Here is a 26,763-nt window from a genome sequence, read left to right on the forward strand (position 1 = left end):
GCCGCCGCCGAGTCCCCACGGGAACGCGTCGAGGCACGCGACCAGCTCCGCGCGCCACGCCGGGGGGCGCAGGTCCACCACGTCCACCAGCCAGTCGCAGCCCCCGGGCACGTCACGGCTGTCCACCAGCCAGTCCGCCGCTTCACGGGGTGTGGTGACGCTCCCCAGGCGGGCACTGGCCAGAGCCACCTTCTGCCAGTAGCCGAGGCGCAGCCGCCCGTCCCGGTCCTGCTGCCCGAAGTGGGCGTCCAGCGCCGCGTGGTGGGCGGCACGCTGCTGCGGGGTGAGTGCGGGTCCGTCGAGTACCTTGAGCACTCCCTGGGTGTCACCGGCCTCCACGAGCGCGATCAGGTTCACCGCTCCGACCCCTTCGCCGTGTCACGGACCATGCGGGCCGCCAGGACATGCTTGCAGGGTCCGCGTCCGCCCCGGTGTCTCCCCCACCACGGGCACGTGCAGCTCGCCCGCCCGGTGCCGTCCACACGGACCATGTGGGCGTGGTCGTCCTTCCCGACCCACGCGAGCGCGCCGTCGAGCCTGACCGTGCCCTCCGCCACCAGGGCCCGCGCCCCGCGCAGCCGCGGGTTGCGGGCCTCCGCGTCGCCTGCCGCGCAGGGCAGGTGACGGTGGAAGTACGCCTCCTCGGCGAGGTCGTAGCCGATCTGCCCCGAGGCACCGAGCACCGTGAGCGCCGCGCGGACCCGCCCGGGCGCCAGGCCGGCCTGGCCCGACAGGACGGACACGTCCAACTCCGCCTCCCACGCGAGGAGTTCCGCCAGCCGCCGCGCGTCCCGCTCCGCGGTCCCGGTGGCGAGATCGTCGAGGACGCCGCCCTCACCGGAGAACCCCCGTGATGCGCTCCGGGAGAGCAGCAGCGTCAACCGCATGCCGGGCAGCGCGACCTCCCAGGCGACGGCCGCGTCCTCGCCCCCGGCGGTTGCGGGGGCGTAGAGCCGCACGCCCGTGGCGTGCCGCAGCACGGGTATCAGGCCCGTCAGCCGCTCGGCCCCGGGCAGGCACACGGCGCCGGGCACCGGCCTGCTGACCGGCCGCAGGGTGTGCCCCTCGGGGACCACCCAGCGCGTGGTGCGGGCACCGGAGGTGAGGGTGAACCTCGGCAGGGAGCGCAGGGCGGCGGCCGCCTGCGCGGGCGGCACCTCGGCGCGCGGCACGAAGCCGGCGCCGAGCACCTGGGCCTCGGCGAAGCCGCGCAGCCAGCGCTGCGGAAGCGGGGCCTTCTTCTCCACGAACCGGCCGTCGAGGGTGGTCGCCGCCACCCCCTCCGGGCCCACCCGCAGACGCAGCGGGTCGAGGCCGCCGAGTCTGGCCAGGGCCTGGCGCAGGGGCACATTGATGTCGACGTTGGTGGTGCCGTGGCCGACGTCGTCGCCGTCGAGGCCGGGCGCGAGGACGTCGAGGCGCGCGTAGACGCCGCAGCAGCCGGAGAAGGACTCCATCCGCAGCCGGTCGCCGCTGGCCGTGACGACGGGGTCGAGCGAGGCGGCGGAGCGCGGCCGGTGGTACCGGGTGGCCGCGACGTCCGCGACCGCGAGCAGCGCCGTCGCCGCGGCGGCAGGCGCGGTCAGGAAACCGTTGAAGAACCGCGGATTGGCTTCCTCCCCCACCGGCGTGGCGCCCCCGGAGGTCTCCAGGGCAAGGCTGCGCCCGGAAGCGGACTCCCGTACGGCGGACGCGTCGAGGTAGGCGTAGGACTGTGTCAGTGAACTCACGCCCGCAGGCTAGGGGCGGGTACTGACACGGCGGGCGCGTGCGCCACTGAACGCCATGGTGGAAGGGGCCAGCGGTCGTCGAGACGGTCCCCCGTCCAGCAGCGAACCACGCTCGGTGCCGCGACAGTGGACTGCCTCTGCGAATCGAGCCCCCCTTCATACCGCCTGGGGGTATATTGGACGGAGCGTCTCCGACTCATGGAGGACCCGGATGTTCCTCATCGAGATCGCATGCCCGCGCGGTGCGTTGACCGCTGACGACCGAGAGGAACTCGCCGGCGACGTCTGCCGGGTGCTGGTCGGTGCGGAAGAGGGCGTGGCGGAGGAAACCATGCGCCGTGCCCGCGCGATGACGCACGTCGGCTTCCGCGAACTCGACAGCTGGACCACCGGCGATGGTCCCTGGAGGCCCGGGAACGTGCCGCCGCTGTGGGTCACCCTCACGGTGCCGGAAGCGTGGCGCACCGAGATGTCGCGGACCACGGTCGGCATGGTGCGCCGCGCGGTGCGCCGCCTCGATCGTTCGTACGGGTGGCAGCGCCCCGAGGGGCACTTGTGGATCAACGTAGTCGGCATCGCCGACGGAAGTATCGGGATGGACGGCAAGCCCGGCACCGCCGACGAGGTCGTCGGCCGCATGACCGCGGAGTACCGGTCGCGAACCGATGCCGCCCATGCCGACCTTCCCGAAGGGGTCACGGTCGATCCGATGTGCGGCATGCATGTGCGCCTGGGTCGGGGAGCGGTCACTCTCGAGCACGAGGGCCGGACCATGGGGTTCTGCGCGAAGAGCTGCCGTGCGGCATACGCTCGCGAGCACGGGCTGCCCGCTCCTGCGTAAGGATGCGCGCTGTCCGGGCGACGTGGCCGGCCCGGGCGCGGTCTACTTGCCGCTGTAGACCGGGAAGACGGCGTGCTCTCCGTAGTCCCGCTCGTCGAGCGTGCGCAGCGCGGCCATGTCCGCTTCGGAGATCTCGAAGCCGACCTCGGCGTTGGAGCGCATGTGCTCGGGATTCGCGGTCTTCGGGAGCGGCTGGGTACCCAGTTGCAGGGCATAGCGGATGCACAACCGCGGGACGCTCACCCCGTACTTCTCGGCGATCGCGGTGATCCGACGGCTGTCCAGGAGCGTGCCGTGCGCGATCGGCGAGTACGCCTGCACGAGGATGTTCCGCTCTGCGCAGAACGCCAGCAGTTCCTCCGGCGTGTTCCCCGCGTGGAGAAGCACCTGGTTCACGTGCGGTGCGACGGTTCCGTGGGCGAGGATGTTCTCGAGGTCGGTCTGGAGGAAGTTCGACACCCCGATCGCGCGGATCTTCCCCGCCTTGTGGGCGTCCTCCATCGCGCGCCACGCCTCGCGGTTGCCCTCGGCGTAGTCGCCGCCTCGGAAGTCGTCCCACGGCTGCGGGGCGTGGATCAGCATCAGGTCGATGTAGCCGATGTCCAGCTTCGCCAGCGAGTTGTCGATGGCTGCGGCCGCGGTGTCGTGGTCCTTGATCTCCGCGGCCAGCTTCGTCGACACGAAGAGGCTCTCGCGGGCCTCTCCGCAGGCGCGGATGCCTGCTCCGACCCCGCGCTCATTGCCGTAGGCCTGAGCGGTGTCGACGTTGCGGTAGCCGATCTCGATCGCCGCGCGCACGGCGTCGGATGCCTTGTCGTCGTCGATGAACCACGTGCCCAGGCCGAGCTTCGGGATCTTGACGCCGTGGGAAAGGGTGTAGGTCTCGTTCAGAATGCTCATGCGTTCGCTCCGCTCCTCGGCAGTCGGCCGTACACCTCGTCGGTGACCGGTTCCAGCCACTCGTTTCTGACGTCTTCCCCCGGGGTGATGAAGGCGATGTGGGAGAACCACGAGTCGGCCTTCGCGCCGTGCCAGTGCTTCGTGCCCGCCGGGACGCGGATCGCGGTGCCCGGCTCCATGCTGACCACGTCCTGGCCTTCGGCCTGGTACCACCCGCTGCCGGCCGTGCACAGCAGGACCTGGTCGCCGCCGCCGGCCCTGCCGTGGTGGATGTGCCAGTTGTTGCGGCAGCCCGGTTCGAAGGACACGTTGCTGACCGGGACGCTTCCGTCGGTCAGCGGAGCCAAGTAGCTCTGCCCGACGAAGTTCTCGGCGTAGGCGTCATTCGTCTCTCCGAGCGGAAAGATCTGCTCGAATCCGTCGGCCATATCGAGTGGCTCCTTGATCGTTGCGGTTTGAGGGTGATGCGTGGTTCTCGCGCGCCACTGGGCCGGGGGGCCCGACTGGCTGGGCTGCCTTCGGGCCCCGGCAAGGCTTCGCGGCGCCCACTCCGCGTGCGGAACCTTGCCGGGGCCCGAAGACGCCGTTGCGTTGCGCAGGGACGGCTGCCTCCCGAAACGGCGGCTGTCCGGCGTCGGCGAGGATCGCCTTGAGCTGGGCGGCAGCGCCCATGACGTTGGGCCATCCGGGTCACCGACGGTCCGCTGGCCGCGGACTGCTTCTCTGCCATGGTCTCCGTTTCCCTTCCGTCAGCACCGTATTGCCATGCCGGATTCCGAACTGCCACGCGTGCGGACACGCGATCAGCGGAGAATGCCTTCCCGGGAGGGCGGCATCCCCGGAAGGCTTCCTCCCCCTCACGGCCGGTGTATTCACTGGGCCACCGGAGAAATGAGCCCATCACCGCATCTGAACGAGCTGGGAGAGTTCCTCAAGACGCGCCTGTCCGAGCCGACCCCCGCACCGTGGGCCTGCCCGCCTCCGCCCCCGTACTCGAAGGGGTGGCCCAGGCCCTCGACCTGGACGAAGACCAGCACCGCTACCTCTTCGGGCTCGCCGGCAAGGAGACGGCCAGGCCGCGCCGCCGCGCCGCGCAGAAGGCCCAGCCGCAGCTGCGCCGGGTCCTGGACGACCTCACGGCCGCCCCGGCCGTCGTGGCCGTCGTCATGGGCCGCCGCATGGACGTACTCGCCTGGTACCCTCTCGCCACTGCCACGGTCACCGATTCCGAAGCCGTGCCGGAAAGGCACCGCAACTACGTCCGTATTCCTACGTCCGTATTCTTTTCACCGACCCGGTCATGCGCACTCCCTGCGCCGACTGGAGAAGCGTGGCCCGCACGGCGGTCGCACAGCAGCGCATGGAAGCGGCGAAATACCCCGACGACCCGCGGCTGACCGTTTCGGCCGGTGAACTGCGCGTCCAGGAGGAGGACTTCCGCACCGGGTGGGCAGCCCACCACGTCGCCACGCTGAGCGTGGGCACCAAGTTCGTCAACCACCCCGTCGCCGGCGAGCCGTCACTGGAATGGGACACCCTCACCGCCAGTACCGACCCCGACAAGCAGCTCGTCGTGTGGACCGCCGAAGCCCTATCCCCACCCGCGACAGACTGCACGTCCTCGCCTCCTGGGCCCCGACCACCATCGCACGTCCTCGGCCCGGTGAGCCGGCCCCGCCCCGGCCCGCCGCCCGCCCAGTAGGGCCGTTGTCACGGACAGCGGTTACCTTGCAGCTCAGCACAGACCCGAGGCAGATTGCAGAAAAAGGAGCGGCAGTGGTCGTCGAGGTGGGGTACGCGCAGGCGTGGGACCCGGAGGCTTGTGCGCCCTGGCGGCCGACGTCCGCCCAGGAGGCCCGGGAGCGGGATGCCGCCGGGCTTGCGTACGTGGTGGTGTACCGGGAGCCGGGCCGGGAGACTCCGCTGGAAGTCCGGTCCGTCTCCTGGCGGGACCACTACGTCGGGCTGTGGGTCCACGACGCCCAGGGCCGCCGCACCTACGACCTGGACAAGCGGCTGCTGGACGACGACCCGTCGCGACTGCTGCGCCGGTACACAGTCGGCTGGTACTGCACAGGCCCAGAGATGGCGGAGTTCGACAAGGCATGCCCACGCATCACCGTGGACCTCTTCCCGGACAGGAGGGGCCGACGGACAGAGAAGAGGCAGGGCCAGAGCGGGGGCTCCTACATCACCCCCGCCCGGACTCCGGGACGACGAGCACCGGACGGACCGCCCCGCCTTCGGGGAGTGGCCGCTGCTCTCCGCCCAGGTACACGGGCTCATTGAGCCGCCGGCCTTCGAGACGGCTGAGATGGCCCAGGCAGCCGAACCATGTGACGGAGACGCCCCCGCCACCTGCTGGCGTCCACCGCGCCCCGCGCAGCCCGGCCCGATCAACGAGTTGTTCCAGCCCGGGACACGCGTGACCGACGGCAACCACCCCGAAATGACCGTCGTGGAGCCGCACCGGGCCGGCACCCTGCGCCTGCCCAGCGGACTGCTGGCCGTCTCCGGCCCCGACACCGACCACGACCACGGCGACGGCGACGGCGACGGCGACGGCGACGGCGACGGCGACGGCGACGGCGACGGCGACGGCGACGGGCCACACATCACGGTCCCCGTCCCGCCGGGAAGTACGTACTCGACGAGGCGCAGGCCCGCTTCACCTACCACGGCGAGTGGCAGGACGCCGAGGCCACGACCACAAAACCCACGGCCGTCCGCCTGCTCCTCAGCGAGACCCCCGCAGCGACCCGGGAGACGGCCCTCGGTCCGGACGACGATCCCCAGCTGCTCATCGAGCAGCAGACAGCCGGCTACGACACCGACGGCACCACCGGCTGCTTCGCCGACGCCGCGGCCTGGAAACCGCTCATCGCGCTCTTCGACCGAGGGCTGCTCCAGGGACAGTCGGACCAGGACGGTTACGAGGACATCAACGACAGTTCCATCTTCATGCACCGCACCCGGGACGCGGCTTCCAGCGGCGAGCTCATGTCCTTCACAACGACCGGGGACGGTACCTACCCCGTGTGGGGCGACCGCTCCGAGGCCGGCAAGGTAATCGACGTCGTGGCGCTGGTGGAAGGAATACCCGAACCACTCCCAAAGCGGGACAGAACCCCCACCCACGCGGCTGCCTAGCCAGGGCCCAGCCCGGGACCGCAGCCGCCAGCCCGATTGCAGCTGGTGAGGGCCTGTCAAATGAACGGAATAACCAGGTTGGTTGGGGTTACTGGCGGGCTGCGGAAAGCCGGCCGTCGAAGGTGATGTCGAAGGCGTTCAGCGCGGTCTTCCAGCGCACGGTCCAGCGGGCTTGGCCCTTGCCCGTGGGATCGAGCGACATGATCGCCATGTAGACGCACTTCAGGGCGGCCTGCTCGTTCGGGAAGTGCCCGCGCGCCCTGACCGCCCGGCGGATACGGGCATTCACCGACTCGATCGCGTTCGTGGTGCAGACGATCCTACGGATCTCGGTATCGAACCGCAGGAACGGGGTGAACTCCTCCCACGCGTTCTCCCACAGCTTCACGATCGCCGGATACTTCCTGCCCCAGGCATCGGCGAACTCGGCGAACCGCTCCAGGACGGCGCCTCGGTCGCCGCGGTGTAGACGGGCTTGAGGAGCTTGGCGATCTTGTCACAGTCCTGGCGGGCGGCATAGCGGAAGGAGTTCCGCAGCAGATGCACGACGCAGGTCTGCACGATGGTCCTCGGCCAGACCGTCTCCACCGCCTCGGGCAGGCCCTTGAGCCCGTCGCAGACGAGCATCAGCACGTCACCCACGCCGCGGTTCTTGATCTCGGTGAGGATGTGCAGCCAGTGCTTGGCGCCCTCGCCGCCGTCGCCGGCCCACAACCCGAGGATCTCCCGCCGACCCTCAGTGGTGACGGCCAGGGCCACATAGATGGGCCGGTTGGCGACCGCGCCATCGCGGATCTTCAAGTGCCCCCCCCTCCCGCGCGGCCTCCTACTTGAACGGCTCCTCGCACTGGGCCGCCACCGCCATTTCGATCCGCTTCGCGCGCGTCCCGGGCTTCGTCACGCTCTCGACCGCGTGCACGTGCGCCTTGCGTGCCTCGGCCAGGTTGGCGCGGACCACCCCCGCCGTCCGCAAGGTCTGGGGTCGACGGCGGCTACCGCAAACACTTCGTCGAGCACGCAGCCACTCTCGGCATCGACCTGAAAATCGTTCAACACACCCCGGGCCCCGGGGGCTTCACGCCGATCCCGAAACGATCCGCCCCGCGTGGCACCCCGACGAAACGGCGACTGCCCTCTTCGCGCAACTACGCGGCATCGGCATGCAACAGCAGAGTCGGCAGTGCCGTGCGATGTTCACCGGCGCGGACGTCATCGAGGCCGTCCGCTGGCGGTATTGACTGGCTACTCCTCGGGCTCCCAGGCGATCAGCTGCTCGAACACCTGCTGGTCGCCCTCGATCTTCAGGTCGCTCAGCGTGAGGCGGCCCCAGACGAAGAGGAGCAGCTGCTCGGCCGTACCCGTGGCCGCAGCGGAAGGGGGCTCGGCGTCGTCCGTGAGGGGTGCGGGCCAGGCGCCGGTGCTGTCCAGCGCGAGGAGCCAGGAGCGGCCCTCGGTGGCGTGGTAGTGGATGGTGGCGGCCTCGTGCGGCCAGGCCGCCGGGGTGGAGTTGCAGGTGTCGAGGAACTCGGCCACGCCGTCGATCGCGACGTCCGCCGGCATCGGCTGCACTGCGCCTGCGGCGAGCTGGGCGTCGTACGTGTGGACCAGCACCTCGTGCACCCGGCGCCGGGCAACGCCCCAGGCATTCGCCGGCGACACGCCGGCGCTCCACCACGTCCAGCACTCGCGCTCCGGGCCGGCCTTGCGCAGCGCACTCAGCAGCAGCTCGTTCGACTCGGCGTACCAGGCCAGCAGCGCCTCGAGCTCGCGCGGCGCTTCCGCGGCATCCTTGGCCGGCGGAGCCTCGGCCGGGCCCGCGGCGACGATCGCGGCCCACCAGCGCTGGCCCGTACCCAGGTGCTGCACCAGATCGAACAACGTCCACTCGGGGCAGGACGGCACCGGCGCGTCAAGGCTGGGCGCGGCGGCAACCGCACTCCGGAACGCGGCCGACCGCTCGTCGATCAGTTGCAGCAGGGCGGAATACTCAAGACTCTCTGTCACATCGCCTATTTATCACCCCAGCTCAGCCGACCGCACCCTACTTTCCAGGCGGATGACCTGTGAGGGCGGATCCAGCCGTTGCTGCCGGTCAGTCAGCGGCGTCCGCGCCATCCCGGCCGGCTGCCACTGGACGACTGAGGTTGCCTGTAACGCATCCTGTTCGTACTGCACACCGGGATCCAGTGCGAGTGGGTGCCGCGGAAGCTCGGCCCTCCGGTGTTGCGTTCTCGTGAACAGCCGGGCGAGATACGCCCCGCAGGGATCGCCCTCCGGTGGTTTCTCACGATCGGGCTGTTCGACGAGGCGGAGCCGGGCCGCGGGCACGAGGACACGCTGCGCATGCTGGAGTTGGGGGAGCGACTCGGGTTCGACAGCGCGTGGGTGCGTCACCGTCACCTCCAGTACGGGATCACCTCTCCGGTGGCGGTGCTCGCGGCCGCGACCCAGCGCACCAGCCGCATCGAACTGGGCACCGCCGTCGCGCCGGTGGGGTGGGAGAACCCGCTGCGCCTCGCCGAGGACTGGGCGACCGTGGACATCCTGTCCGGCGGCCGCTTCAACCCGGGCCTGAGCACCGGACCGCCGATGCACTACGAGCGGGTGAAGGACGCACTGTATCCGGACACGGCCGAAACCGAGGATCTCGGCTACGCGCGGGTGCGGCGCCCGCTCGGCCACGTCGCGGGTGAGCCGGTCACGGACTTCCGCGGCACGGAGGGCATCGAGAGCTACTCCGACCGCGTACAGCCCCACTCCCCCGGCCTGCGGCGACGAATGTGGTACGGGGGCGGCAGCCTGCGCTCGGCCCGCTGGGCCGGAGAGAGCGCGTTAAACCACCTCCTCACCAGCAGTGTGGTCAAGGCCGGGGAGCCGGACGAAGGCGCCGGTTCCGAGGACTTCGCCGCGATCCAGCTCTCCCACGTCCGAGCCTTCCGCGCGGCGCACCCCGACGGGGAGGCCGCGCGGGTCTCCCAGGGGCTCGTGGTGGTTCCCACCGACTCCGCCGACGCCGCGCAGCGCGCCAAGTACGAGGAGTACGCCGCGCAGCGCCTCCCCCGCACCCGGCATCCGCAGGGACCCGCCCGTCTGCTGTTCGCCCCGGACCTCGTGGGCCCCTCCGAGTGGATCGCGGAGCGCCTGCGGGCCCACGCGGCGTACCGGGAGGTGGAGGAGGGGGCCTTCGCCCTGCCGTTCACCTTCGCGCCGGAGGACTACAGCCGGACGACCCGCATCAAAGCGGGCACAGATGCGCTACGTGGGTCCGGTGCCGGCTCTCGCCCACGGCAACCGCGACCGCGAAGCCGGAGCCGGAGCCGGAGCCGACGGGGGCCACGACCCTCGTGGTCGAGGTCGCCACGACCGTCACCCCCGAGCCGCCGGCGCCGCTCCCGCGCACCGTGGCGATCCCGGTTACGCCTCCCGCCTCGACCGCGACGGCGACGCCACCGGCTGCGACCGGGACTGATCGGTGGGCGGGATGCTGTGCCGCGGTGCGGTCCCGGCGGGAGGTGCTTCGCTGTCCGGGACTGCTCAACCTCTGGTGGGCCGCCCGCCTGCGGTCACTTCCTCGGTCTGCCCTGGAGGCCGATGAGTAGCCGCTACCGTGGCCTCAGGCGGCCGGGGCGACGGGGCCGCACATCGCGTTGCCGTGCTCGGTCGGGCGTCGCTGATCCAGAACTGCGTCCACAGCAGCGCGAACTCCGCACGGCTGAGGTATCCGTCGCCGTCCTGGTCGAGGCGGTCGAACACGTCCTCCGTGGCCATGCCGCGGCCGTGCCACGTGTCGACGAGCCGTTGGTGTTCGCCGCGGGAGATGCGGCCGTCACCGTTCTCGTCCACCGCGTCGAAGATCGTGTCGGCCGTGGCCGTGACGGCCTCCGGCATGGTCGGCAGCCGCTCGACCACGGTCATCAGCTCGTCCAAGCCGGCCCGGCTGGGCCGGCTCTCGTCGGCGGCGGCCGACAGCTGCTGCCACCATCCCGTCATCACGCCGCGTACCCGTCGGACAGCTCCGGGCTCGCGGCCACCCGCGGCAGCCGGCTCCACCGCGCGGCGAGCGCCTCGAAGTCCCCTTCCCCCAAGAAGCCGTTGTCGTCCGTGTCGAACACGTCGAACCTCGCCTGGACCTTCGTCCTGCGGAACCCACTGGCCACCACAAGCCCCCTCGGCTCACCGTTGTGCCGACAGGCTGTCCAGTTCCACCCGTCAACCAACGGCGCCAAGGAGCACTCCGCACGCGGCGCCTGAGATCACGCCCCGCACTAACACATCGAGCGCCGGTTTGCCGGGCCATCGCCTCCGGGCACCCGTGCCGGCAGGCCCTCCTCGGCAGGGGTGGGCGCCGGGGCGTTCAGCTGAGGTCGAGTTCCGGCTGGTAGAGGTCCAGCCAGAGGGCGAGGTCGAGGGCCCGTTCCAGGCCGCGCCGCTCCGCCTGGCCGCTCATCGGCGCCTCCCGCTCAGCGGCCCGCCGCAGGCGGTCGGGGTCGACGAGGTCGAAGACGGAGTGGCCGGTGCGGGTGAGCAGGTCCTTGGCCTGGTCCTGGAGGGCCGCCGCGTACTTGGGGTCCTGGGTGGACGGGTAGGGGCTCTTGACCCGGTCGTACACGGACTTCGGCAACACGTCCGCGGTCGCCTCGCGCAGCAGGGTCTTCTCCCGGCCGTCGAAGGACTTCAGCGCCCAGGGGCTGTTGTACACGTACTCGACGAGCCGGTGGTCGCAGAAGGGGACGCGGACCTCCAGGCCGACGGCCATGCTGGCGCGGTCCTTGCGGTCGAGCAGGATGCGCACGAAGCGGGTCAGGTGCAGATGGCAGATCCGCCGCATCCGGTACTCGAAGTCGCTCTCGCCGTCCAGGCGCCGGATGCCTGCCACGGCGTCGCGGTAGCCGTCGGCCACGTACGCGGGCAAGTCCAGTTTCGCCGCCAGGTCGGGGCGCAGCACGTCCGTGTCCTCTCCCATGTGGCGGCTCATCGAGACCAGCCAGGGGAAGGTATCGGCGCGGCGTGCCTCCTCGTCGAAGAACTGCAGGTAGCCACCGAAGACCTCGTCGGCGGACTCGCCGGACAGGGCCACGGTGGAGTGGTCGCGGATCGCCCGGAAGAGCAGGTACAGAGAGGCGTCCATGTCGCCGAAACCGGCCGGCAGGTCCCGGGCGCGGACGACCTTGGCGCGGATCTCGGGGTCGGCGAGGGCCTGGGCGTCCAGCACGATGTCCTGGTGATCTGTGCCCGAGGCGCGGGCGACGTCGTGGACGAAGGGGGTGTCGGGGGTGCCTCGGAGCTCGTCGGCGATGAAGTTATCGGTCTGCCCCGCGAAGTCCACAGCGAAGCTGCGTACCCTCTCGCCGTGTTCACCCAGCTGCCGGGCGGCGAGCGCGGTCATGGCGGAGGAGTCCAGTCCGCCGGAAAGCAGCGTGCAGCGGGGCACGTCGGCGACGAGCTGGCGGCGCACGATGTCGTCGAGGAGCGAGCGGACATGCGCGACCGTGGCGTCCCTGCCGTCGGTGTGCGGACGGGTCTCCAGCTCCCAGTAGCGGCGCTGGTGCACACCCGAGCGGTCGACCGTGACCACAGTGCCGGGTTCGACCTCGCGCATGCCCTCCCAGACGGCGTGACCGGGCGTCTTGATCATGGTGAAGAGTTCCCGCAGCCCGTCGAGCCGGACCCGGCGGCGGACCAGTGGATTGGCGAGGATCGCCTTGGGCTCGGAGCCGAACAGCACGCCGTCCGCCGTCGGGTGGTAGTAGAACGGCTTGATGCCCATGCGGTCGCGGACCATGACGAGCTTGTTCTCTCGACCGTCCCAGAGCGCGAAGGCGTACATGCCGTTGAGGCGCTCGGGGAGCGCGTCACCCCATTCGAGGTAGCCGCGCAGCACGGCCTCGGTGTCGGAGTCGGTGGCGAAACGGTGCCCGCGGTCCGCCAGATCACGGCGGAGTTCGGTGAAGTTGTAGGTCTCTCCCGAGTAGACGAGCGCGACCGTGCCGTGGGGGGTGTCGGCGCTCATCGGCTGCCTGCCGCCGGGCAGGTCGATGACGGCGAGCCTGCGGTGGCCGAGCGCGGCGGGTCCCTGCGTCCAGACGCCGCGGTCGTCCGGTCCGCGGCAGGCCATCGTCTCGGTCATCGCATCCAACGCCGCCCTCTCGGTGCCGAGATCGCGGTCGAAGGAGACCCAGCCGGTGATACCGCACATACGCTACCTCCTGCCTCCGGCTCGCCGGGCGACCCTGCACGACCAGTCACTTTTGCGACTGCGAGCGGATCGACAACGAACCAGTTGTAGCTGCCATCTACATTTCAAGCGTGCGTCACGGGAGCAGGCACGGTCAACGCGGCCGTAACGGAAAGGACACACGACATCCCTCGTTTTCGGCCACCCTTTGCGATCGCGATACCTTCCGTTGCCTTCAGGCAGGGCGTCCGCCGCGCGGAATCGGCCACGCGCAAAGTCTTCGCCAACCGCCAGCCGCCGACCGACGGCGCCCCGGGACCGGGCGGCCCGAGTGCGGCGACCGGCCCTTGTGTCAGACCCGTGTGCGAGCGTGGAACACGACAAGCAGGCGACATGCTGGGGGAAGACGGATGACACCGGGCAGTGACGGCTGGGCGGACATGGGCTGGAAGTGGACGGATGTCGACGACGTGCGCCGGCGTCTGGACGAAGGCGCTGATCCGGAGCGATGGGGCGGGGGCCGGCCGCTCCATCGCGCAGCGGTGTTCGGCTCCCCACAGGTCGTCGCGGAGTTGGCCGGCCGAGTCGCGGATGTGGACGCACTGGAGAACGGCGTGACAGCACTGTGGGAGGCCGTCGTGTCCGGGAAGCCCCACAACGCCCGGGCCCTCGCCGCTGCCGGGGCCGATCCCTGGCGGCCGTCCATCGGCGGCTGGTCACCGGGACGCCTGAGCCTCGCCGGACCGACGCCGGATCTGTTCCCGGTGGCGGAAGGGGCAGGTCTGACCGACACGGAGCGCGCGGCGGCGCAGGAGGGCCGGCGGCTCACCGCGGCGCTGGGCAGGTTCCACTACGAAGGCACGGGGCTGGCCTGCGTGGCCGGAATCGACGCGGCCGAGGCGGTGCGCCGTCTGGAGGCCGCGCCGGTCGCGGACGGGATCGTCGACGAAGTGCTGGAGGACCCGTACGGGTACGACATGGACCAGACCCTGCAGATCGTCGGCGTCACCACCGTGCCGGGCGGCTGCGTCGTGACCCAGCCCTGGGGGTACGCGCCACAGATGCCGGGCGTGCTGACCCGGCTGTCCGCCGGCACGGTCTGCTACGGGCTGTACGCCAATCCCAAGAGCGGCAACCAGGGCAGCATCGCCCGTCATGGGACCGTCGAGGGCTGGGACCTGCACCCCGGCGGCGGACCGGACGAGAACGACACCGCCGAGGAGGTTCTGTCCTCGTACCTCTACCACTACAACGCCGTTGCGTATTCCTGCGCCTTTGCCGGACTGCGCCCGACCGACAGCCGTGCCGTGGCCGGGCCCCCGGACGTGTGGGTGAAACTGCCGCGCCGCGACTACTGGAGTCACTGACTCCGCTGGGCGTCGCGCTCCTCGAAGTCCCGGCGGACCGCGGCACCCTGGTCCTCCGTCAGCCCGGCGTCGTCCGGGAGTGCCACGACGGAGCCGCAGTGCTCGCACAGTGGTCCGTCTCCGGCGGGCGTGCCGCAGGCCTTGCAGAAGCGGTTGTGGCTGTGGCCCTCGGGTGTCGTCGTCATCGTCTCTTCCGCACGTCGGAGCAGGACGGCGGCCGGGTTCCCGGAAAGTCGTTCCCCATGTCCGCATGGAGCTCTCCCGGGTACGCACAGCGGCAGGAGGGCGACGTCGTCGGGGCCGGGCGACTGGACACGGTGCAGGAGCTGGCCGGCGAAGGACTGCAGGGGCCGGTGGGCGAGCGCGGCGGCGTGCTGACGCAGCCGGTCCAGGCCCTCGTCGAGGGTGTGGCTGGGCACTCCGATGATGCCGTCGGTGCACAGCAGGAGCGTGCAACCCGGTGGCAACAGGATGGTCGCGTCCGGACGGGAGGTGCTGAGGGCCCGTGCCGAGCAGGAGGCTGTGTCCGTCGGAGAGGTAGTTGGTCAGGCCTTCGCGGGTGGCGAACAGGGACGGGTGCGGCCCGCGTAGGTCCAGGAAAGCCGCCAGGGTCCGTTGTCCGTTCTGGTGACGCGGGCGAAGACGGGCGTGGCCATGCAGACGTCGGTCCCCGCCGACCTGGAAGGCGTCGGGGGCGGGCAGGCAGCGGACGGCCATCTGCGGCCCGGGGACGCTCGGCGCCCCGGGCCGCAGGTGCTTCTGCATGGTCTCGGCGACGGCCGGCTGGCGCTGGTAGAGGCGGGCGTTCCAGCGCGAGGCTGGCACGTCGGGCGATGTCCTCGATCAGAGGCGAGTCGGGGGTGGAGAACTCCCCCGGTGTGACGGCCCGCCCCAGGGTGATGCCTTCCAGAACCTCCCCGGTTCCCCGCATGGGGACGACGGCGGCGGAGCGGATGCCGGTGGCGTCGAACATACGGCGCTGTTCGACGGCGATACCGGAGTCCGGGGTGTGCTGACAGGTGTCGGGTGCGGCCAGGGCGGAGGCGACGCCGCGCGGGGCATGTCCGGGGAGTTCGGACCCGCAGAGCGACGACATCAGGGCAGCCCTCCAGACGGCGCTCTCCGGAGGCCGTTCCCCGGCCCGTCAGTAGCGCGCCTGCTCGTTGGCCGACGAATCCCCTCCGTCCGGACACCCCTGTCAGCGGCCCACGGCGGTGCCGGACAGGCCGTCCTGAAGGAGATCCTCGGCGCGGGGCACGGCGACGTGTGGCTGGCGTACGACACGTTGGTGGGCCAGGCCGTCGCACTGAAAGGCGCCCATGTGAGCACGTTCTACGACGGCTGCCCGCAGCCAGTTGATCACCGCGGCCCTGGCCCTCGGCGACAAGGTCTCGCAAGTGAACTGAGACACCGCAGCACCATGGCAATTCCGCTGCGCACGGTCTACGGGGGCTTCTGCCCCCTCTGGGCGGTGGGGTGGCGACGCACTCACGCGGGTTCGGCCGATCATCGCGCCTCCAGGCGCGGCTTCCAGCACCACCGCTGCTGACGCCGGTTCCTTCTCCGCTTCGGCCGGTTGCCGGGGTCGTGGCATGTCCACCCCGGGGCGCCGACTTCAGCAGCCGTCGCGTGTACGCCTGCGCCGGGGACCCCAGGACGGCGGCGACGGGACCGTGCTCGACCTCGACTCCGTTCGGCACGACCAGGACGTCGTCGACGCTCTCGGCGGCGACGCCCACGTCGTGCGTGACGAGCAGCAGCCCCATCCCCGTCTCCTCCCGCAGTGTGTGCAGCAGGCCGAGGATCTGGGCCTGCACGGTCACGTCGAGCGCGGTGGTGGGCTCGTCCGCGACCAGCAGCTCCGGTTCGCAGGCCAGGGCCATCGCGATCAGGGCGCGCTGGCGCATGCCGCCGCTGAACTCGTGCGGGCGCGAGCGCGAACGCCGTACCGCGTCGGGGGTGCCCACCCGGTCCAGTACCTGGACGGCGCGCGCCCGTGCCGCCCGCCGCGACGCCTTGTGGTGCACGCGGTACACCTCGGCTATCTCGTCGCCGACGGTGTAGTAGGGGTCCAGGGACGACAGCGGGTCCTGGAAGATCATCGCCGCCGTGCCGCCGCGCAGCCGCCGCAGCTGCGCGTCGGAGGCCGCGGGCATGTCAGTCCCGACCCCGCAGCAGCCGACCTGTTCACCTCTGCCTTGCCGGCGGTACTCCACGCATCCGCCGCGGACGCGGAGGCGGGACAGATGCGGCGCCTGCTGGAACGTGTCGTCGACGAGAGGGAAGGCGACCGCGCAGGAGCCGGATTCGCCGCCGACCAGTACGCGCAACTGCTTCTCCTCGAAGCGCTTCGTGCCGGGACGCGACACGAAGCGATGGTCCCGCCCGGCTGGCTGCGCCTGCTGATGAATCCGCGCCTGGGCCCGGCGGTCCGCCTCATGCACGCCGACCCCGGCCGTAACTGGCAGCTCTCCGAATTGGCCGCCGCGGCGAACATGTCCCGCAGCCACTTCGCCCGGCAGTTCCACCGCGTGTCCGGACAACCACCCCTGACCTACCTGTCCGGGTGGCGCATCCGACTCGCCCGACACGCCCTGCTCACCACCGACACGACCATCGCCGCGCTGGCCGAGCGGCTCGGGTACGCCTCAGAGAGCACGTTCAGCCACGCCTTCAGCCGCGTGGCCGGTCTGCCCCCGTCCCGCTACCGCCAGCAGCGCCGCACCCCCGCCTCGCCGCTCGACACCGTATCGCCGTCGAACGCGTCACCCGCGTGAGCGACCCGCCGGTGCCGCATCACTGAGACTCAACTCGTCGAGCCACCTGGGCGACGGTGCCCCGACCCCGACGGCGCCCCGACCCTGACCCGCCGACAGGTCTCCGGTGCCAAGCGGTTCAACGGCGGAGAAGGCTGTCACTACGCCAACGACACCGTCTGGTTCACCACCAAGGGCGACAACCGCGTCTGGCAGGTCGACCTCGCGAACAGTACCTACGAGCTGGCCTACGACGACAGCCTCGTCAGCCCCGGCACGGCTCCGCTGACCGGCGTCGACAACGTCACTGGTTCCTCCTCCGGCGACCTGTTCGCCGCTGAGGACGGCGGCAACATGGAGATCTGCATCATCACCCCGGACGACATTGTCACCCCGTTCCTGCGCGTCAACGGCCTGGGCGGCTCGGAGATCACCGGATCACCGGACCGGCCTTCTCCCCCGACGGCACCCGCCTGTACTTCTCCAGTCAGCGCGGCACGACCGGCAGTTCCTCCGGCGGCATCACCTACGAGGTGACCGGACCGTTCCGGAAGTAGCACCCTCCATCGCCCATGCGCCCGGAGGCCCCCCAACACACACATCGGGGGCCTCCCTTGACCGTGAGCGTGCCCTTCGTGAAGGGGCGGACGTGCAGTCGTAGGGGAAGCCTCCCGGGTTGGACGGCACCGTGAAGGTGTCGCTCTCGCCCAGGTCGATGTCGCCGGTGTCGAAGGCGCCGCCCTTGGTCGCCGTCAGGGTGTGCGTGGTCGCGTCGTCATTGACGACGGTGACTTCCTTCCCCGACGGCGGGCTCGTCTACGGGCGCTACCGGACCCGCTGAGCCCCGCGGCCGGCCTCACGTGCCTGCGGGCTGAGCCGGGCACGCGAGACCGACCGGCAGGCGAGCGGCGGCTCACCGCACCCAGTCTCTGATCAGGCCGACTGCCGACCGTCCGCCCCGGAGGCTCCCCGGGCCCGTACCGCGGCTGCCGGGTCCCAGCCGCGGCGGGGAACCGAGGCGAGCAGCAAACGGGTGTACTCGTTCTCGGGGGCGGTCAGCAGCCGCTTCGTGGGGCCCTGTTCGACGACGGTGCCCCGCCGCATCACCACCGTCTCGTCGGTGACGTGCTGAACCACGGCGAGGTCGTGGCTGATGAAGACGAGGGCCAGGCCGGTGTCCTGTCGGATGTCGACGAGCAGCCGCAGGATCTGCGACTGGATGGACACGTCCAGTGCGGCCACCGCCTCGTCCAGGACGAGGACGCGCGGGTTCACCGCCAGGGCGCGGGCGATGGCCAGCCGCTGCTGCTGCCCGCCCGACATCTCGTGCGGGCGGGCGGCGGCCTCGCGGGAGCCGAGGCCGACCCGGTCCAGGAGTTCCTCGATCCGTCCGTCCACGTCGGTCGCGTCGTGGAGGCTCAGCGAGGTCGCCAGACACTGGCGTGCGGTCAGCCGGGGGTCGAGTGAGAGGTATGGGTCCTGAAAGACCATCTGGATCTCCCGGGCCCGGGCGAGGCGTTCGCCGCGGCCACGGCGTCGGCCCGCCATCCGGTCCCGTCCGTCGACGGAGATCGTTCCCGCGTCAGGTCGGACGAGTCCGACGAGCATGCGTGCGACGGTCGTCTTGCCGGAGCCCGACTCGCCGACGATGCCGACCGCCCCGCCCGCCGGCAGGGTGAACGACACGTCGTTCGCGGCGACCAGACTGTCCCCGCCGGGGAGCCGGTAGGTCTTGCGCAGCCCGTCGGCGATGAGCAGCGGTGGGGCTGGGGGTACGGCTTTCGCGGTGGTCACGGGGTGTTCCTCGCAGTCGTTCCGGCGGTGGCCGCCGCGTCTTCGGGCAGCCGGCGGCAGGCGGCCTCGCCGCCGTCGGGAAGTTCCGTCGCCTGTGGGGTCCACACCTCGCAGGCGGACTCGGCCTGGGGGCACCGCGCGGCGAACGGACAGCCGTCGGATCCGTCCGCGAGCGACGGGGGCCGCCCGGGGATGGGCCGCAGGGGGCGGGACACGCCGAGTTCGGGTGAGCAGTCGAGCAGACCGCGGGTGTAGGGGTGGCGGGCCTGGTCGAAGAGGCTCCGCCCCGGCCGGTGTTCCACGATGCGGCCCGCGTACATGACGTACACGCGGTCGCAGTACGCGGCGGCCAGGTGCAGGTCGTGGGTGATGAACAGCATGCCCGTCTCCCGCCGTTGCCCGAGGTCGCGCAGCAGGGCGAGGATCTCCGCCTGGGTGGTGACGTCCAGGGCGCTGGTGGACTCGTCGGCCAGGATCAGGTCCGGGTCGGCGGCCAGTGCGCCGGCGATCACGACGCGTTGGAGCATGCCGCCGGACATCTCGTGCGGGTACTGGCGCAGGCGGCGTGCCGGATCGTTCAGGCCGACGCTGTCGAGGAGTTCGACGGCGTGGTCGCGGGCGGTGCGGCGGTCGCGGTCGCCGGTGTGCAGGAGGCGTTCGACGAGGAAGTCGCCGACGCGGTGGACGGGGTTGAGGGCCGAGCGGGGGTTCTGGTGGATCATGGCCACGCGCCGGGCCCGGTGTTCGCGCAGCGCGGTGTCGGTCATGGTCAGCACGTCGGTTCCGGCGACCGTCACCCGCCCGTGCGCCGCGGCGTCGTCGGGCAGGACGCGCAGTACGGCCTTGGCGGTGGTGGACTTGCCGCAGCCGGATTCGCCGACCAGGCCGACGACTTCGCCCGCGGCCACGCGCAGGGACACGTCGGCGAGGAGCGGACGGGCGGTGCCGGGCAGGTGGACGGTGAGTCGGTCGATGTCGAGCAGCACGGGGTGGCTACCTCCTGGTTCCGAGCCGGTCGGCGAGGTGCACCCCGGCGACGTTGAAGGCCACGACGACGGCGGCGATGGCGGTGCCGGGCACCAGCGCGGGCAGCAGCGCGCCCTGCACGATGGCCGACTGCCCCTCCTGCACCATCAGTCCCCAGTCGGAGCTGGGCGGCTGGGTGCCGAAGCCGAGGTAGCTGAGGGTGGCCAGGCTCATCAGTGCCTCGCCGAAGAGGACCACCAGGTAACCGGCGATCGACCGGGCGAGGTTGGGCACGAGGTGGCGTACGCAGATCCGGGCGCCGCCCATGCCCTGCACCCGGTAGGCGTCGATGTAGGGCTTGGCACGCTCGGCCAGGGCCACGCTGCGGGTGTACTTGGCGATGGTGGGCGCGAAGGCGAGGCCGAGGCCGAGCACCGAGGTGGTCATGCCGGTGCCGAAGACGGCGATGATCAGTACGACGAACAGCAGCCCGGGGAAGGCGTACATCACGTCGGTCAGCCGGGAGACGAAGGCGTCGATCCAGCCGCCTCGCCAGGCGGCCAGGGTGCCCAGGCTCACCCCGATGACGGCAGCGAGTGCCAGCAGCACCACGGGAGCGACGAGGCTGGTGCGCGCACCGTACAGGACCCGGGAGAGCAGGTCCTGGCCGGAGGCGTCGGTGCCGAGCAGGTGCTCGCCGCTGGTGCCGACCAGGGAAGACGACAGATCGACGGCGTCGGGCGCGTACGGTGCGAGGAGCGGGGCGAACACGGCGGCGAGCACGACCAGGGCGAGGAAGCCGGTGGCGACGAGCGCGGCGACCGGGCGCCGGGCGCGCCGTGCGGTCCGGACCGGGGCGGGGGCGTCGGCGGGTACGGCGGTCATGCGGAGCTCCTTGCCGACTTCAGGCGCGGGTCGAGCAGCGGGTGCGCGAGGTCCACGAGGGTGGTGACCACGACGTAGCAGGTGACCATGAGCAGCAGGACTGCCTGGGCGACGGGGAAGTCGTGGCTGTTGATGGCGCCGACGAGCAGGGAGCCGATGCCGCTGAGGCCGAAGACGGTCTCGATGGCCACGGTGCCGGCGAGCATGCCGGCGGTGACCAGACCGCACATGGTGACGATCGGGCCGAGGGCGTTGCGCAGCACGTGGCGTCGGACGATCTCGCGCTCGGGCAGGCCCGAGGAGCGGGCGACGGCGACGTGGTCGGCTCCGTCGGCGTCGACGACGGCCTGCCGGGTGACCCGGCTGACGACCGCGAGCGCGCCCAGGGCCATGGCGACGGCGGGCAGGGTGAGGTGGTGCAGGGTGCCGGCCACTCCCTCTCCGCTGCCGGTGACGGGGAACCAGCCCAGCTGCACGCCGAACAGTGCGACCAGGGCGATGCCGCCGACGAAGGAGGGCACGGACGCGGTGAGGGTGGTGGCGCCGACGACGGCCGAGTCGATCCAGCGGCCCCGGTTGAGCGCGGCGAGCGCGCCGGCGCTGACGCCCAGGACCACGAAGAGGACGGTGGCGTAGGTGACGAGTTCCAGGGTGGTGGGGAAGCGGGCGGCGAGCAGGTCCGCGACCTCGTCGCCGTACTGGAAGGAGCGTCCCAGGTCCAGGTGGAGGCAGTCCCACAGCCATCGGCCGTACTGGACGACCAGGGGCTCGTCCAGGTGGTACTGCTCGCGTACGGCGGCCAGGCGCTCGGGGGTGAGGGTGTCGCGGCCGCCCGCCAGGAAGACCGCGGGGTCGCCGGGGGCGGCGTAGATCGCGGCGAAGATGACGAACGACGACGCGAGGAGCGTGGCGAGGAGGCCGGCGAGCCGTCTGCTGATTCGGACGATCATGTGCTCAGCCCTTCTTCGCGCCGAGCGACGCGGCCCACGGGTGGTAGAGGTAGGCCATCGAGGCCGGCGGGCCGGTGAGCTTGTCGCTGAGGGCCAGGACGGTGGGTGTCTGTGCCACGGGGATCCAGACGGCGGAGTCGGCGAATCGGCGCTGGATGTCGACGACCAGCTCGGCTCGCTCGGCGTCGTCGAGCGTCCGCTTGGCCTGTTCGACCTTCGCGTCGTAGGCGGCGCTGTGGAATCCGACCCAGTTGTTGGAGTCGTCGGAGACGCCGTTGTCGTAGAAGCCGACGGGGTCGCTCTTGGAGATGTACCAGTCGGCTACCAGGACGTCGATGCCGGCCCGGGCGGACTTGTCACCGTAGAACTCGCCGTACTCGGCGGAGGGCACGGTCTTGATCCGGGCCTTGAGGCCGATCTGCTGGAGCGCGGCGCGTACGCCGTTGGCGATGACGAGGCGTCCCTGTGTGCTGTCGGTGCCGATGACGATCGGCCCGTCGGGCTTGTGCTCGGCGTTCTGGACGAGCTTCTTGGCCTTGGCGATGTCGGCGGAGGTGGGCGAGGCGGGGGCGCCGGTCAGGTTCTCCTGTGCGGCGGAGAACACGGACTTCTCGTAGCCCCAGGCGCCGGAGCCGACGGGAGTGGCCCACGGCTGGGCCAGGCCGCCGTAGCCGGACTTGGCTATGCCGGTGCGGTCGAGGCTCAGGGAGAGGGCCTTGCGGATGTCGGGGTCGGCCAGTCCGCCGCGCTCGGTGGGGATCAGGTCGAGGGTCGCGGTGCTGGGCCCGAAGTGCAGGTCGATGCCCTTCTTGCCGTCGAGGGCGGCGGCTGTGCCGACGGAGTCGGTGTAGGCGCCGTCGGCCGCTCCGGTCCGAAGGGCGTTGACCATGGCGCTGTCCTCGGCCCAGCGGAAGACGACCTTCCGGGTCAGTGCCTTGTCGCCCCAGTAGCCGTCGTAGCGCTCCAGGGTGACGGAGTCGCCCGACTTCCAGGAGGCGAGCCGGTAGGGACCACTGCACGCGTCGGCCTGGCCCGGCGTGCCGAAGTCCTCTCCCTGCTCCCGCACCCGCTTCTGTTGGTAGACGAGTCCGGCGTCGCCGGCGAGCGCCTTGGTGAACAGGGCGTCGGGCTCCTTGAACCTGACGGTGATCTCGTGCGCGCCGGTCTTCTTCATCGACGTCACGTTCTCGAACTCGTCGGCTTCGGACATGTCCGGGTCCGCGTGGCGGCGCAGACTGAACAGCACGTCGTCGACGGTCATGGCGGAGCCGTCGTGGAAGGTGACGCCCTCGCGCACGGTCAGGACCAGGGTCCTGGCGTCCGACCGGGCGGCCTTGTCGACGAGCCACGGCCGCACGGTCATGTCGGGCTGCAACTGGTACAGGCGCTCGCACACGTTGGTGAGCACCGTGCGGCCCGCGCTGCCGCCCTGGGTGTCGAGGTCCAGGGAGTCGGGCTCGTCCTCCAGCAGCCAGTCGACGCTGTCCACCGCACCGGCGGCCGCGGCCGTGGTCGGGGTGAGCTCCAACTGGGTCACGTCGCGGGCCGTGCCCCCGGACTGGCCGGTGTCGGCGCCGCTGCAGGCGGTGACGAGAACCGACATGCCCGCCAGCCCGAGGGCGGCGATCGAGGTCTTCAACTTCATACGGTGGCTCCTGAGCGGAAAGGGTGGTGCGGAGACTGCTCGTTTCCGGGGGTGGGGGGCTTGGTGACCTTCGATCCGGTCTAATGGGGGGCGTGGGGGCCGTCGTAGAGGTTCCAGGGCAGGTGCTGGTAGTCGCGGTCGCAGGGGGTGCCGGCGGTGACGTGGTAGTCGCCGGAGGTCAGGTCGACGCAGGAGGAGACGAGTGTCTGCCACTGCCGTACGGGGGACCTGCGCGGGTCGGGGTGGGTGCACAGGGACTCGGGGAAGCCGAGGTGGTCCGACATGGCGTACTGGATGGTCTTGCGGGACTCGTCGGGGCCTGTGGAGTCGCGCAGCCGCCGCAGACCCTGTTCGGCACGGGGAACGCGGACCAGGGAGTCGGGGGCCAGCGGCCGGTAGTCGGCGGCGAGAGCGGCGGGGATGCCGGCCTGGTAGTGGTTGCCGTGCACCAGCAGGCCGTCGGTGGGATACATCCAGCGGTGTCCGGCCGGGGTGGTCTCCACGTCGATCACGAAGCCCTCTCGGCAGGTGAGCAGCGCGTTCCCGGCGATGTGGGCGCGGGTCCGGCTCAGCACGCGCAGGGCGTCACTGATGTTGGACTGGTCCAGCACGCTGCGGCGGACGACCGTCTGCGGGAGACCGACGGTGTCGTCGAAACGTCCGCCCAGCCCGTTGGCGTTGAGCGCGATGCCGGCCGAGTTGGCGCCCTGGCGGCCGATCTGACCGGCCTCCACCTGCATGACGAGGGTCGGCTTCGGGGGCTGGACGACGCGCAGCATCACAACGGTGCCGGCCACCGCGGCCCGCCAGTCCCAGTTCTGCCCGGCCCACACATGGCCGTCGCCGCTCGCCGGTCCGTAGGCCGCGAAGGAGGTGCAGCCCTCGGCGGCCTCCTCGTCCTCGGACAGCCGGCTGAAGGTGGAGTCGTAGATGACCTCGCCGCGCGCGTTGAGCGCCAGTACGTCGAGCAGGCCCACGCCTGCTCCGTCGGCTATCCCCTGCATCTCCTCGACCAGTTCGGGAGCGTGGTCGCGCACCGGCTCCAGCCAGAGCCGGGCGCGGGCCGTGACCTGGTCCCAGGACAGGCCCGACGCCTCGCCGAAGGCTTCGGTGTAGTAGCCGATGGCCTCACCGATGCGGGAGCGCACCGCTTCGCCGTACTGCCGCCCGCGTTCCGCCGGTGTCCCGGAGATCTCTATGACCGGCAGGGCGTGGTGCATGACAAGACTCCTCGGGAGGGCAACAGTGCTGTAACATTCATTCCAAGAATGAACATCATTGGAACAAGTTGCTCAGAGCGTAACCAGGAAACCGAGTAAGTCAAGGGGCGTAATGGATGTTCCAGAGGCTGGCAGTGTGGGTCCCGGCGGGCTGGCCCGTCTGCGGACCGCGATCCGAGATCTGTGGGAGGAGCTCTCCACGTCCGAGCGCACCGTCGCCCAGTACCTCGCGAGTGCGCCCGCGGAGCAGATCATGTTCGCCAGCGCCCAGCAGTTGGGCACCTCCAGCGGCACCAGCAACGCCACCGTCGTCCGCACCTTGCAGCACTTGGGGTACGCCGGTCTCCCGGCCCTCAAGAGGGAGCTGGCCGCGGACTTCACCGCTTCTCAGGCGCCCGAGGTCCGGCTCAAGCAGCGCATCTCCCACGTGGGCCAGGACCTGGAGAGCATCTGGGGCGACGTGTTCGACGAGGCGCAGGAACGCATCGAGCAGGCCCGGCGCCTGACCGGCACGAAGTCTTTCGAACGGGCCGTCGAAGCACTGGCCTCAGCACGCGAGGTCCTCTGTTACGGCGTCGCCGCCTGCGAAGTCGGGGCCCGCCACCTCGCCCTGTCCCTGGGCCGGCTGGGGCGTCGCTCCCGGTTCAGCGGAGCCACCGGATTCACCTTCGCCGACGATCTGCTGTCCCTGTCCCAGGGCGACGCGGTGGTCATCTTCCAGCCGGCCCGGCACCTGCACGAACTGACCGTGCTGGTGGAACGGGCGCGAGCGGTGGGGGCCACCATCGTCCTGATCACCGACGAACTCGGTGAGGCTTTCGGTGACCGCGTCGACGCCGTGCTCACCGCACCGCACACCCCCACCGGGAACACCAACGAGTCCCTGACCGGCCTCCTGGTCGCCGATGCCCTGCTGCTCGCCATGACCACCCTGGACGGGACGCGCGCCGTCGAGCACTCCCACCAACTGACGGCGCTGCGAGAGCGGTTGGTACCGCCCCACCGATGATTCCGGGGCGCCGCCGGGGCCCGTGGCTGCCGTGAGGCCGACGCCGATGCTCGCACGGACGCCGACGAGAGGCAGGAACGACGCGGGAGCCGACGGCCACCGCGGGCGGCCGTCGGCTCTTGGCACCCCTAACGGAAAGCCGTCGTGCCGCCCTCCGCCTCCTGGTGGCTCGGTCCGGCCGCGTATGCCAGGGGCGGGGCGATCGCCTGGGCATCCGCTCCCTCGCCGACCCATAGGGCGACGAACAGCGCGGCGGTCGCTTCCAGGAGTCCCGCACGTTCGAGACCGCCGCCGGCCACGGCTTCACAGCCCACGTCCCGTACCAACTCACGCACCCGCGCGAGGGCGGTCTCGTCGTCTCCGCAGACCGGAACAGCCAGTGGTCGCCCGTCGAAGACGGGCGGCCGCATGCGCCACACGTCCTCGTGGCAGAGGTTGAAAGCCTTGACCACGTGGGCTCCCGGTGCCGCCGCAGCCAGTTGCTGCGCGGCGGAGGGGCCTCCTTCCGTCAGAAGCCGGAAGCCCGGCCCGACCGGATTGGAGCAGTCGATCAGCACCTTGCCCGCCAGGGCCGCGTGCAGGTCCCGCGCCGCGTCCACTCCCGCCCCGAAGGGCAGCGCGGCCAGCACCACCTGACCGGACTCGGCCGCCGCGCGCAGACCGGCAGGCTTCGCACCGCCTCCGATGCGCGTCGCGAGCCGCTCCGCCTTGTGTGCGTCCCGTCCCCCGATGGTCACCTCGTGCCCGGCCCGCACCCAGTGGGTGGCGAGCGCGTCGGCCATGTTGCCGGTTCCCAGTACACCGATTCTCATCACACGTCCCGTCTCCGTGCCTGCTTCGACCGTTCACACCGACGCTAGAAGGCCGTTCGGGCACCATTTGGTACGTGACGACCGACGCCTTCCTCGCCGACTGCCGCGCCCGCCTCGCCTTCGACCTGCTCTCCAACACCTGGAACGCCGTGGTGCTCTGGGCACTGCGCGACGGCCCCAGACGCCCGGTCGGTCGAACTACGGGAGCGGATCAGGGGCATCAGCTCCAAGGTCCTCACCGAGACTCTGCGCCGGCTGCGGTTCAACGGACTGGTCGACCGGCAGGCAGACCCCGACGCGCCATCACGGGTCGCATATCAACTCACCGCTCTGGGCCGGACCTTGCTGGCGCCCATCGACGCCGTCGGCGCATGGGCCTTCGAGCACGGCGATGAGGTCATGGCCGCCCAGGAAGCAGCATGCAGTCCCGCCCCGCGGTCCCCTCGGCCAACTTGCTGAACGGGTCGACGGCGTGGGCGCAGGCGCCGCCGGCAGATAGGTGCACGTCCCAGAGTTGGGGAGGCTTCGTGGATGTCGTCGCGGATCTCCCGGCGGATCCGCAG

At 71.1% G+C, this 26,763-nt stretch carries 25 protein-coding genes and 7 pseudogenes; 13 read left to right on the top strand and 19 right to left on the bottom strand.

The genetic code is table 11. The features are described from left to right. Window positions 1–353 precede the first annotated feature (353 nt). Window positions 354–1,730 (bottom strand): SWIM zinc finger family protein, encoded by a 1,377-nt coding sequence (locus ABS735_RS18150; RefSeq protein WP_373903374.1) that lies wholly within the window; start codon window positions 1,728–1,730, stop codon window positions 354–356. A 211-nt stretch (window positions 1,731–1,941) separates the two neighbouring features. On the opposite strand from ABS735_RS18150, the gene ABS735_RS18155 reads away from it, so the two are divergent. Then, on the top strand, window positions 1,942–2,571 hold the full coding sequence (locus ABS735_RS18155) for a hypothetical protein (RefSeq protein ID WP_373903373.1): 630 nt from the start codon (window positions 1,942–1,944) through the stop codon (window positions 2,569–2,571). A gap of 42 nt (window positions 2,572–2,613) precedes the next feature. On the opposite strand, the gene ABS735_RS18160 is transcribed toward ABS735_RS18155, so the two are convergent. Together ABS735_RS18160 and ABS735_RS18165 are read right to left on the bottom strand one after the other, a co-directional pair. Next, the gene (locus ABS735_RS18160; protein ID WP_373903372.1) at window positions 2,614–3,471 is read right to left on the bottom strand and encodes an aldo/keto reductase; all 858 of its coding nucleotides are present in this window, start codon (window positions 3,469–3,471) and stop codon (window positions 2,614–2,616) included. Beyond that, a complete protein-coding gene (locus ABS735_RS18165; RefSeq protein ID WP_373903371.1) occupies window positions 3,468–3,899 on the bottom strand; it encodes a cupin domain-containing protein in 432 nt (143 codons plus the stop codon). The genes ABS735_RS18160 and ABS735_RS18165 overlap by 4 nt, the downstream gene beginning before the upstream one ends. Window positions 3,900–4,436: 537 nt before the next feature. On the opposite strand from ABS735_RS18165, the gene ABS735_RS18170 reads away from it, so the two are divergent. From ABS735_RS18170 to ABS735_RS18185, 4 genes are all read left to right on the top strand, one after another. Further along, window positions 4,437–4,868, top strand: a complete 432-nt coding sequence (locus ABS735_RS18170; protein WP_373903370.1) for an MmyB family transcriptional regulator — start codon at window positions 4,437–4,439, stop codon at window positions 4,866–4,868. Further along, window positions 4,772–5,173 carry an MmyB family transcriptional regulator gene (locus ABS735_RS18175; RefSeq protein ID WP_373903369.1) on the top strand — a complete coding sequence of 134 codons (402 nt, stop codon included), beginning with the start codon at window positions 4,772–4,774 and terminating at the stop codon, window positions 5,171–5,173. The genes ABS735_RS18170 and ABS735_RS18175 overlap by 97 nt, the downstream gene beginning before the upstream one ends. A 74-nt stretch (window positions 5,174–5,247) precedes the next feature. Beyond that, window positions 5,248–5,760: a hypothetical protein gene (locus ABS735_RS18180; RefSeq protein WP_373903368.1), complete on the top strand. Its 513-nt coding sequence runs from the start codon at window positions 5,248–5,250 to the stop codon at window positions 5,758–5,760. A gap of 72 nt (window positions 5,761–5,832) precedes the next feature. Next, window positions 5,833–6,621 carry a DUF4241 domain-containing protein gene (locus ABS735_RS18185; RefSeq protein WP_476755884.1) on the top strand — a complete coding sequence of 263 codons (789 nt, stop codon included), beginning with the start codon at window positions 5,833–5,835 and terminating at the stop codon, window positions 6,619–6,621. Between the two features lie 88 nt (window positions 6,622–6,709). Here ABS735_RS18185 and ABS735_RS18190 read toward each other — a convergent pair. The 3 genes and pseudogenes from ABS735_RS18190 to ABS735_RS18200 all read right to left on the bottom strand — a co-directional run. After that, window positions 6,710–7,422 (bottom strand): annotated as a pseudogene (locus ABS735_RS18190) (IS256 family transposase); the annotation flags it as partial. A gap of 25 nt (window positions 7,423–7,447) precedes the next feature. After that, the gene (locus ABS735_RS18195) at window positions 7,448–7,594 is read right to left on the bottom strand and encodes a hypothetical protein (protein ID WP_373903367.1); all 147 of its coding nucleotides are present in this window, start codon (window positions 7,592–7,594) and stop codon (window positions 7,448–7,450) included. A 269-nt stretch (window positions 7,595–7,863) separates the two neighbouring features. Then, window positions 7,864–8,625 (bottom strand): maleylpyruvate isomerase family mycothiol-dependent enzyme, encoded by a 762-nt coding sequence (locus ABS735_RS18200; protein WP_373903366.1) that lies wholly within the window; start codon window positions 8,623–8,625, stop codon window positions 7,864–7,866. 66 nt (window positions 8,626–8,691) lie between these two features. Between ABS735_RS18200 and ABS735_RS18205 the strand changes: the two are divergent. The 3 genes and pseudogenes from ABS735_RS18205 to ABS735_RS18215 form a co-directional block, all read left to right on the top strand. After that, a pseudogene (locus tag ABS735_RS18205) lies at window positions 8,692–8,835 on the top strand (IS5/IS1182 family transposase); the annotation flags it as partial. Between the two features lie 36 nt (window positions 8,836–8,871). Beyond that, window positions 8,872–9,840, top strand: a pseudogene (locus ABS735_RS18210) (LLM class flavin-dependent oxidoreductase); the annotation flags it as partial. Window positions 9,841–9,871: 31 nt separating this feature from the next. Next, window positions 9,872–10,090, top strand: coding sequence for an excalibur calcium-binding domain-containing protein (locus ABS735_RS18215; RefSeq protein ID WP_373903365.1), 219 nt, complete (start codon window positions 9,872–9,874; stop codon window positions 10,088–10,090). A gap of 65 nt (window positions 10,091–10,155) precedes the next feature. Here the strand turns inward: ABS735_RS18215 and ABS735_RS18220 are convergent, their stop codons facing one another. The 3 genes from ABS735_RS18220 to asnB form a co-directional block, all read right to left on the bottom strand. Beyond that, window positions 10,156–10,611, bottom strand: a complete 456-nt coding sequence (locus ABS735_RS18220; protein ID WP_373903364.1) for an EF-hand domain-containing protein — start codon at window positions 10,609–10,611, stop codon at window positions 10,156–10,158. Beyond that, the gene (locus ABS735_RS18225; RefSeq protein WP_373903363.1) at window positions 10,611–10,778 is read right to left on the bottom strand and encodes an EF-hand domain-containing protein; all 168 of its coding nucleotides are present in this window, start codon (window positions 10,776–10,778) and stop codon (window positions 10,611–10,613) included. The genes ABS735_RS18220 and ABS735_RS18225 overlap by 1 nt, the downstream gene beginning before the upstream one ends. Before the next feature lie 197 nt (window positions 10,779–10,975). Beyond that, window positions 10,976–12,817 carry an asparagine synthase (glutamine-hydrolyzing) gene (gene asnB / locus ABS735_RS18230; protein ID WP_373903362.1) on the bottom strand — a complete coding sequence of 614 codons (1,842 nt, stop codon included), beginning with the start codon at window positions 12,815–12,817 and terminating at the stop codon, window positions 10,976–10,978. Between the two features lie 389 nt (window positions 12,818–13,206). Between asnB and ABS735_RS18235 the strand changes: the two genes are divergently transcribed. Further along, the gene (locus ABS735_RS18235; protein WP_373903361.1) at window positions 13,207–14,163 is read left to right on the top strand and encodes an ankyrin repeat domain-containing protein; all 957 of its coding nucleotides are present in this window, start codon (window positions 13,207–13,209) and stop codon (window positions 14,161–14,163) included. A 254-nt stretch (window positions 14,164–14,417) separates the two neighbouring features. Here ABS735_RS18235 and ABS735_RS18240 read toward each other — a convergent pair. From ABS735_RS18240 to ABS735_RS18250, 3 genes and pseudogenes are all read right to left on the bottom strand, one after another. Continuing rightward, window positions 14,418–15,223, bottom strand: a pseudogene (locus tag ABS735_RS18240) (PP2C family protein-serine/threonine phosphatase); the annotation flags it as partial. A 138-nt stretch (window positions 15,224–15,361) separates the two neighbouring features. Further along, the gene (locus ABS735_RS18245) at window positions 15,362–15,484 is read right to left on the bottom strand and encodes a hypothetical protein (protein WP_373903360.1); all 123 of its coding nucleotides are present in this window, start codon (window positions 15,482–15,484) and stop codon (window positions 15,362–15,364) included. Window positions 15,485–15,668: 184 nt separating this feature from the next. Next, a pseudogene (locus ABS735_RS18250) lies at window positions 15,669–16,328 on the bottom strand (ATP-binding cassette domain-containing protein); the annotation flags it as partial. Between the two features lie 33 nt (window positions 16,329–16,361). Here ABS735_RS18250 and ABS735_RS18255 point away from each other — a divergent pair. Together ABS735_RS18255 and ABS735_RS18260 are read left to right on the top strand one after the other, a co-directional pair. Then, window positions 16,362–16,940, top strand: coding sequence for a helix-turn-helix domain-containing protein (locus ABS735_RS18255; RefSeq protein WP_373903435.1), 579 nt, complete (start codon window positions 16,362–16,364; stop codon window positions 16,938–16,940). A gap of 44 nt (window positions 16,941–16,984) precedes the next feature. After that, window positions 16,985–17,476, top strand: a pseudogene (locus ABS735_RS18260) (translocation protein TolB); the annotation flags it as partial. 376 nt (window positions 17,477–17,852) lie between these two features. On the opposite strand, the gene ABS735_RS18265 reads toward ABS735_RS18260, so the two are convergent. The 6 genes from ABS735_RS18265 to ABS735_RS18290 all read right to left on the bottom strand — a co-directional run bounded on the left by ABS735_RS18265 (window position 17,853) and on the right by ABS735_RS18290 (window position 24,379). Next, entirely contained in the window at window positions 17,853–18,713 is an 861-nt protein-coding gene (locus ABS735_RS18265) for an ABC transporter ATP-binding protein (RefSeq protein ID WP_373903359.1), read from the bottom strand. Beyond that, complete coding sequence (locus tag ABS735_RS18270) at window positions 18,710–19,699, bottom strand: ABC transporter ATP-binding protein (protein ID WP_373903358.1); 990 nt, start codon at window positions 19,697–19,699, stop codon at window positions 18,710–18,712. Before ABS735_RS18270 ends, ABS735_RS18265 begins: the two co-directional genes overlap by 4 nt. 7 nt (window positions 19,700–19,706) lie before the next feature. Beyond that, entirely contained in the window at window positions 19,707–20,564 is an 858-nt protein-coding gene (locus tag ABS735_RS18275) for an ABC transporter permease (protein ID WP_373903357.1), read from the bottom strand. Beyond that, window positions 20,561–21,514: an ABC transporter permease gene (locus ABS735_RS18280; RefSeq protein ID WP_373903356.1), complete on the bottom strand. Its 954-nt coding sequence runs from the start codon at window positions 21,512–21,514 to the stop codon at window positions 20,561–20,563. Before ABS735_RS18280 ends, ABS735_RS18275 begins: the two co-directional genes overlap by 4 nt. Before the next feature lie 4 nt (window positions 21,515–21,518). Next, window positions 21,519–23,159 (bottom strand): ABC transporter substrate-binding protein, encoded by a 1,641-nt coding sequence (locus tag ABS735_RS18285; protein ID WP_373903355.1) that lies wholly within the window; start codon window positions 23,157–23,159, stop codon window positions 21,519–21,521. Between the two features lie 80 nt (window positions 23,160–23,239). Then, complete coding sequence (locus ABS735_RS18290; protein ID WP_373903354.1) at window positions 23,240–24,379, bottom strand: C45 family autoproteolytic acyltransferase/hydolase; 1,140 nt, start codon at window positions 24,377–24,379, stop codon at window positions 23,240–23,242. A gap of 112 nt (window positions 24,380–24,491) precedes the next feature. On the opposite strand from ABS735_RS18290, the gene ABS735_RS18295 reads away from it, so the two are divergent. Continuing rightward, on the top strand, window positions 24,492–25,388 hold the full coding sequence (locus tag ABS735_RS18295; protein WP_373903353.1) for a MurR/RpiR family transcriptional regulator: 897 nt from the start codon (window positions 24,492–24,494) through the stop codon (window positions 25,386–25,388). Between the two features lie 128 nt (window positions 25,389–25,516). Here the strand turns inward: ABS735_RS18295 and ABS735_RS18300 are convergent, their stop codons facing one another. Next, window positions 25,517–26,200 carry an NADPH-dependent F420 reductase gene (locus ABS735_RS18300; protein ID WP_373903352.1) on the bottom strand — a complete coding sequence of 228 codons (684 nt, stop codon included), beginning with the start codon at window positions 26,198–26,200 and terminating at the stop codon, window positions 25,517–25,519. 74 nt (window positions 26,201–26,274) lie between these two features. Here ABS735_RS18300 and ABS735_RS18305 point away from each other — a divergent pair. Then, window positions 26,275–26,659: pseudogene (locus tag ABS735_RS18305) on the top strand (winged helix-turn-helix transcriptional regulator). Window positions 26,660–26,763 lie beyond the last annotated feature (104 nt).

It is taken from the genome of Streptomyces sp. MMCC 100, from assembly GCF_041538145.2.
Lineage (GTDB): Bacteria > Actinomycetota > Actinomycetes > Streptomycetales > Streptomycetaceae > Streptomyces.

Bases quoted from the DNA above. Each gene is read 5' to 3' on its own strand.
- ABS735_RS18290 (WP_373903354.1), bottom strand. From the start codon at position 24,379: ATGCACCACGCCCTGCCGGTCATAGAGATCTCCGGGACACCGGCGGAA.
- ABS735_RS18300 (WP_373903352.1), bottom strand. From the start codon at position 26,200: ATGAGAATCGGTGTACTGGGAACCGGCAACATGGCCGACGCGCTCGCC.
- ABS735_RS18215 (WP_373903365.1), top strand. From the start codon at position 9,872: ATGCGCTACGTGGGTCCGGTGCCGGCTCTCGCCCACGGCAACCGCGAC.
- ABS735_RS18160 (WP_373903372.1), bottom strand. From the start codon at position 3,471: ATGAGCATTCTGAACGAGACCTACACCCTTTCCCACGGCGTCAAGATC.
- ABS735_RS18155 (WP_373903373.1), top strand. From the start codon at position 1,942: ATGTTCCTCATCGAGATCGCATGCCCGCGCGGTGCGTTGACCGCTGAC.
- ABS735_RS18220 (WP_373903364.1), bottom strand. From the start codon at position 10,611: ATGACGGGATGGTGGCAGCAGCTGTCGGCCGCCGCCGACGAGAGCCGG.
- ABS735_RS18285 (WP_373903355.1), bottom strand. From the start codon at position 23,159: ATGAAGTTGAAGACCTCGATCGCCGCCCTCGGGCTGGCGGGCATGTCG.
- ABS735_RS18175 (WP_373903369.1), top strand. From the start codon at position 4,772: ATGCGCACTCCCTGCGCCGACTGGAGAAGCGTGGCCCGCACGGCGGTC.
- ABS735_RS18295 (WP_373903353.1), top strand. From the start codon at position 24,492: ATGGATGTTCCAGAGGCTGGCAGTGTGGGTCCCGGCGGGCTGGCCCGT.
- ABS735_RS18245 (WP_373903360.1), bottom strand. From the start codon at position 15,484: ATGGGCGCCTTTCAGTGCGACGGCCTGGCCCACCAACGTGTCGTACGC.
- asnB (WP_373903362.1), bottom strand. From the start codon at position 12,817: ATGTGCGGTATCACCGGCTGGGTCTCCTTCGACCGCGATCTCGGCACC.
- ABS735_RS18235 (WP_373903361.1), top strand. From the start codon at position 13,207: ATGACACCGGGCAGTGACGGCTGGGCGGACATGGGCTGGAAGTGGACG.
- ABS735_RS18280 (WP_373903356.1), bottom strand. From the start codon at position 21,514: ATGATCGTCCGAATCAGCAGACGGCTCGCCGGCCTCCTCGCCACGCTC.
- ABS735_RS18165 (WP_373903371.1), bottom strand. From the start codon at position 3,899: ATGGCCGACGGATTCGAGCAGATCTTTCCGCTCGGAGAGACGAATGAC.
- ABS735_RS18275 (WP_373903357.1), bottom strand. From the start codon at position 20,564: ATGACCGCCGTACCCGCCGACGCCCCCGCCCCGGTCCGGACCGCACGG.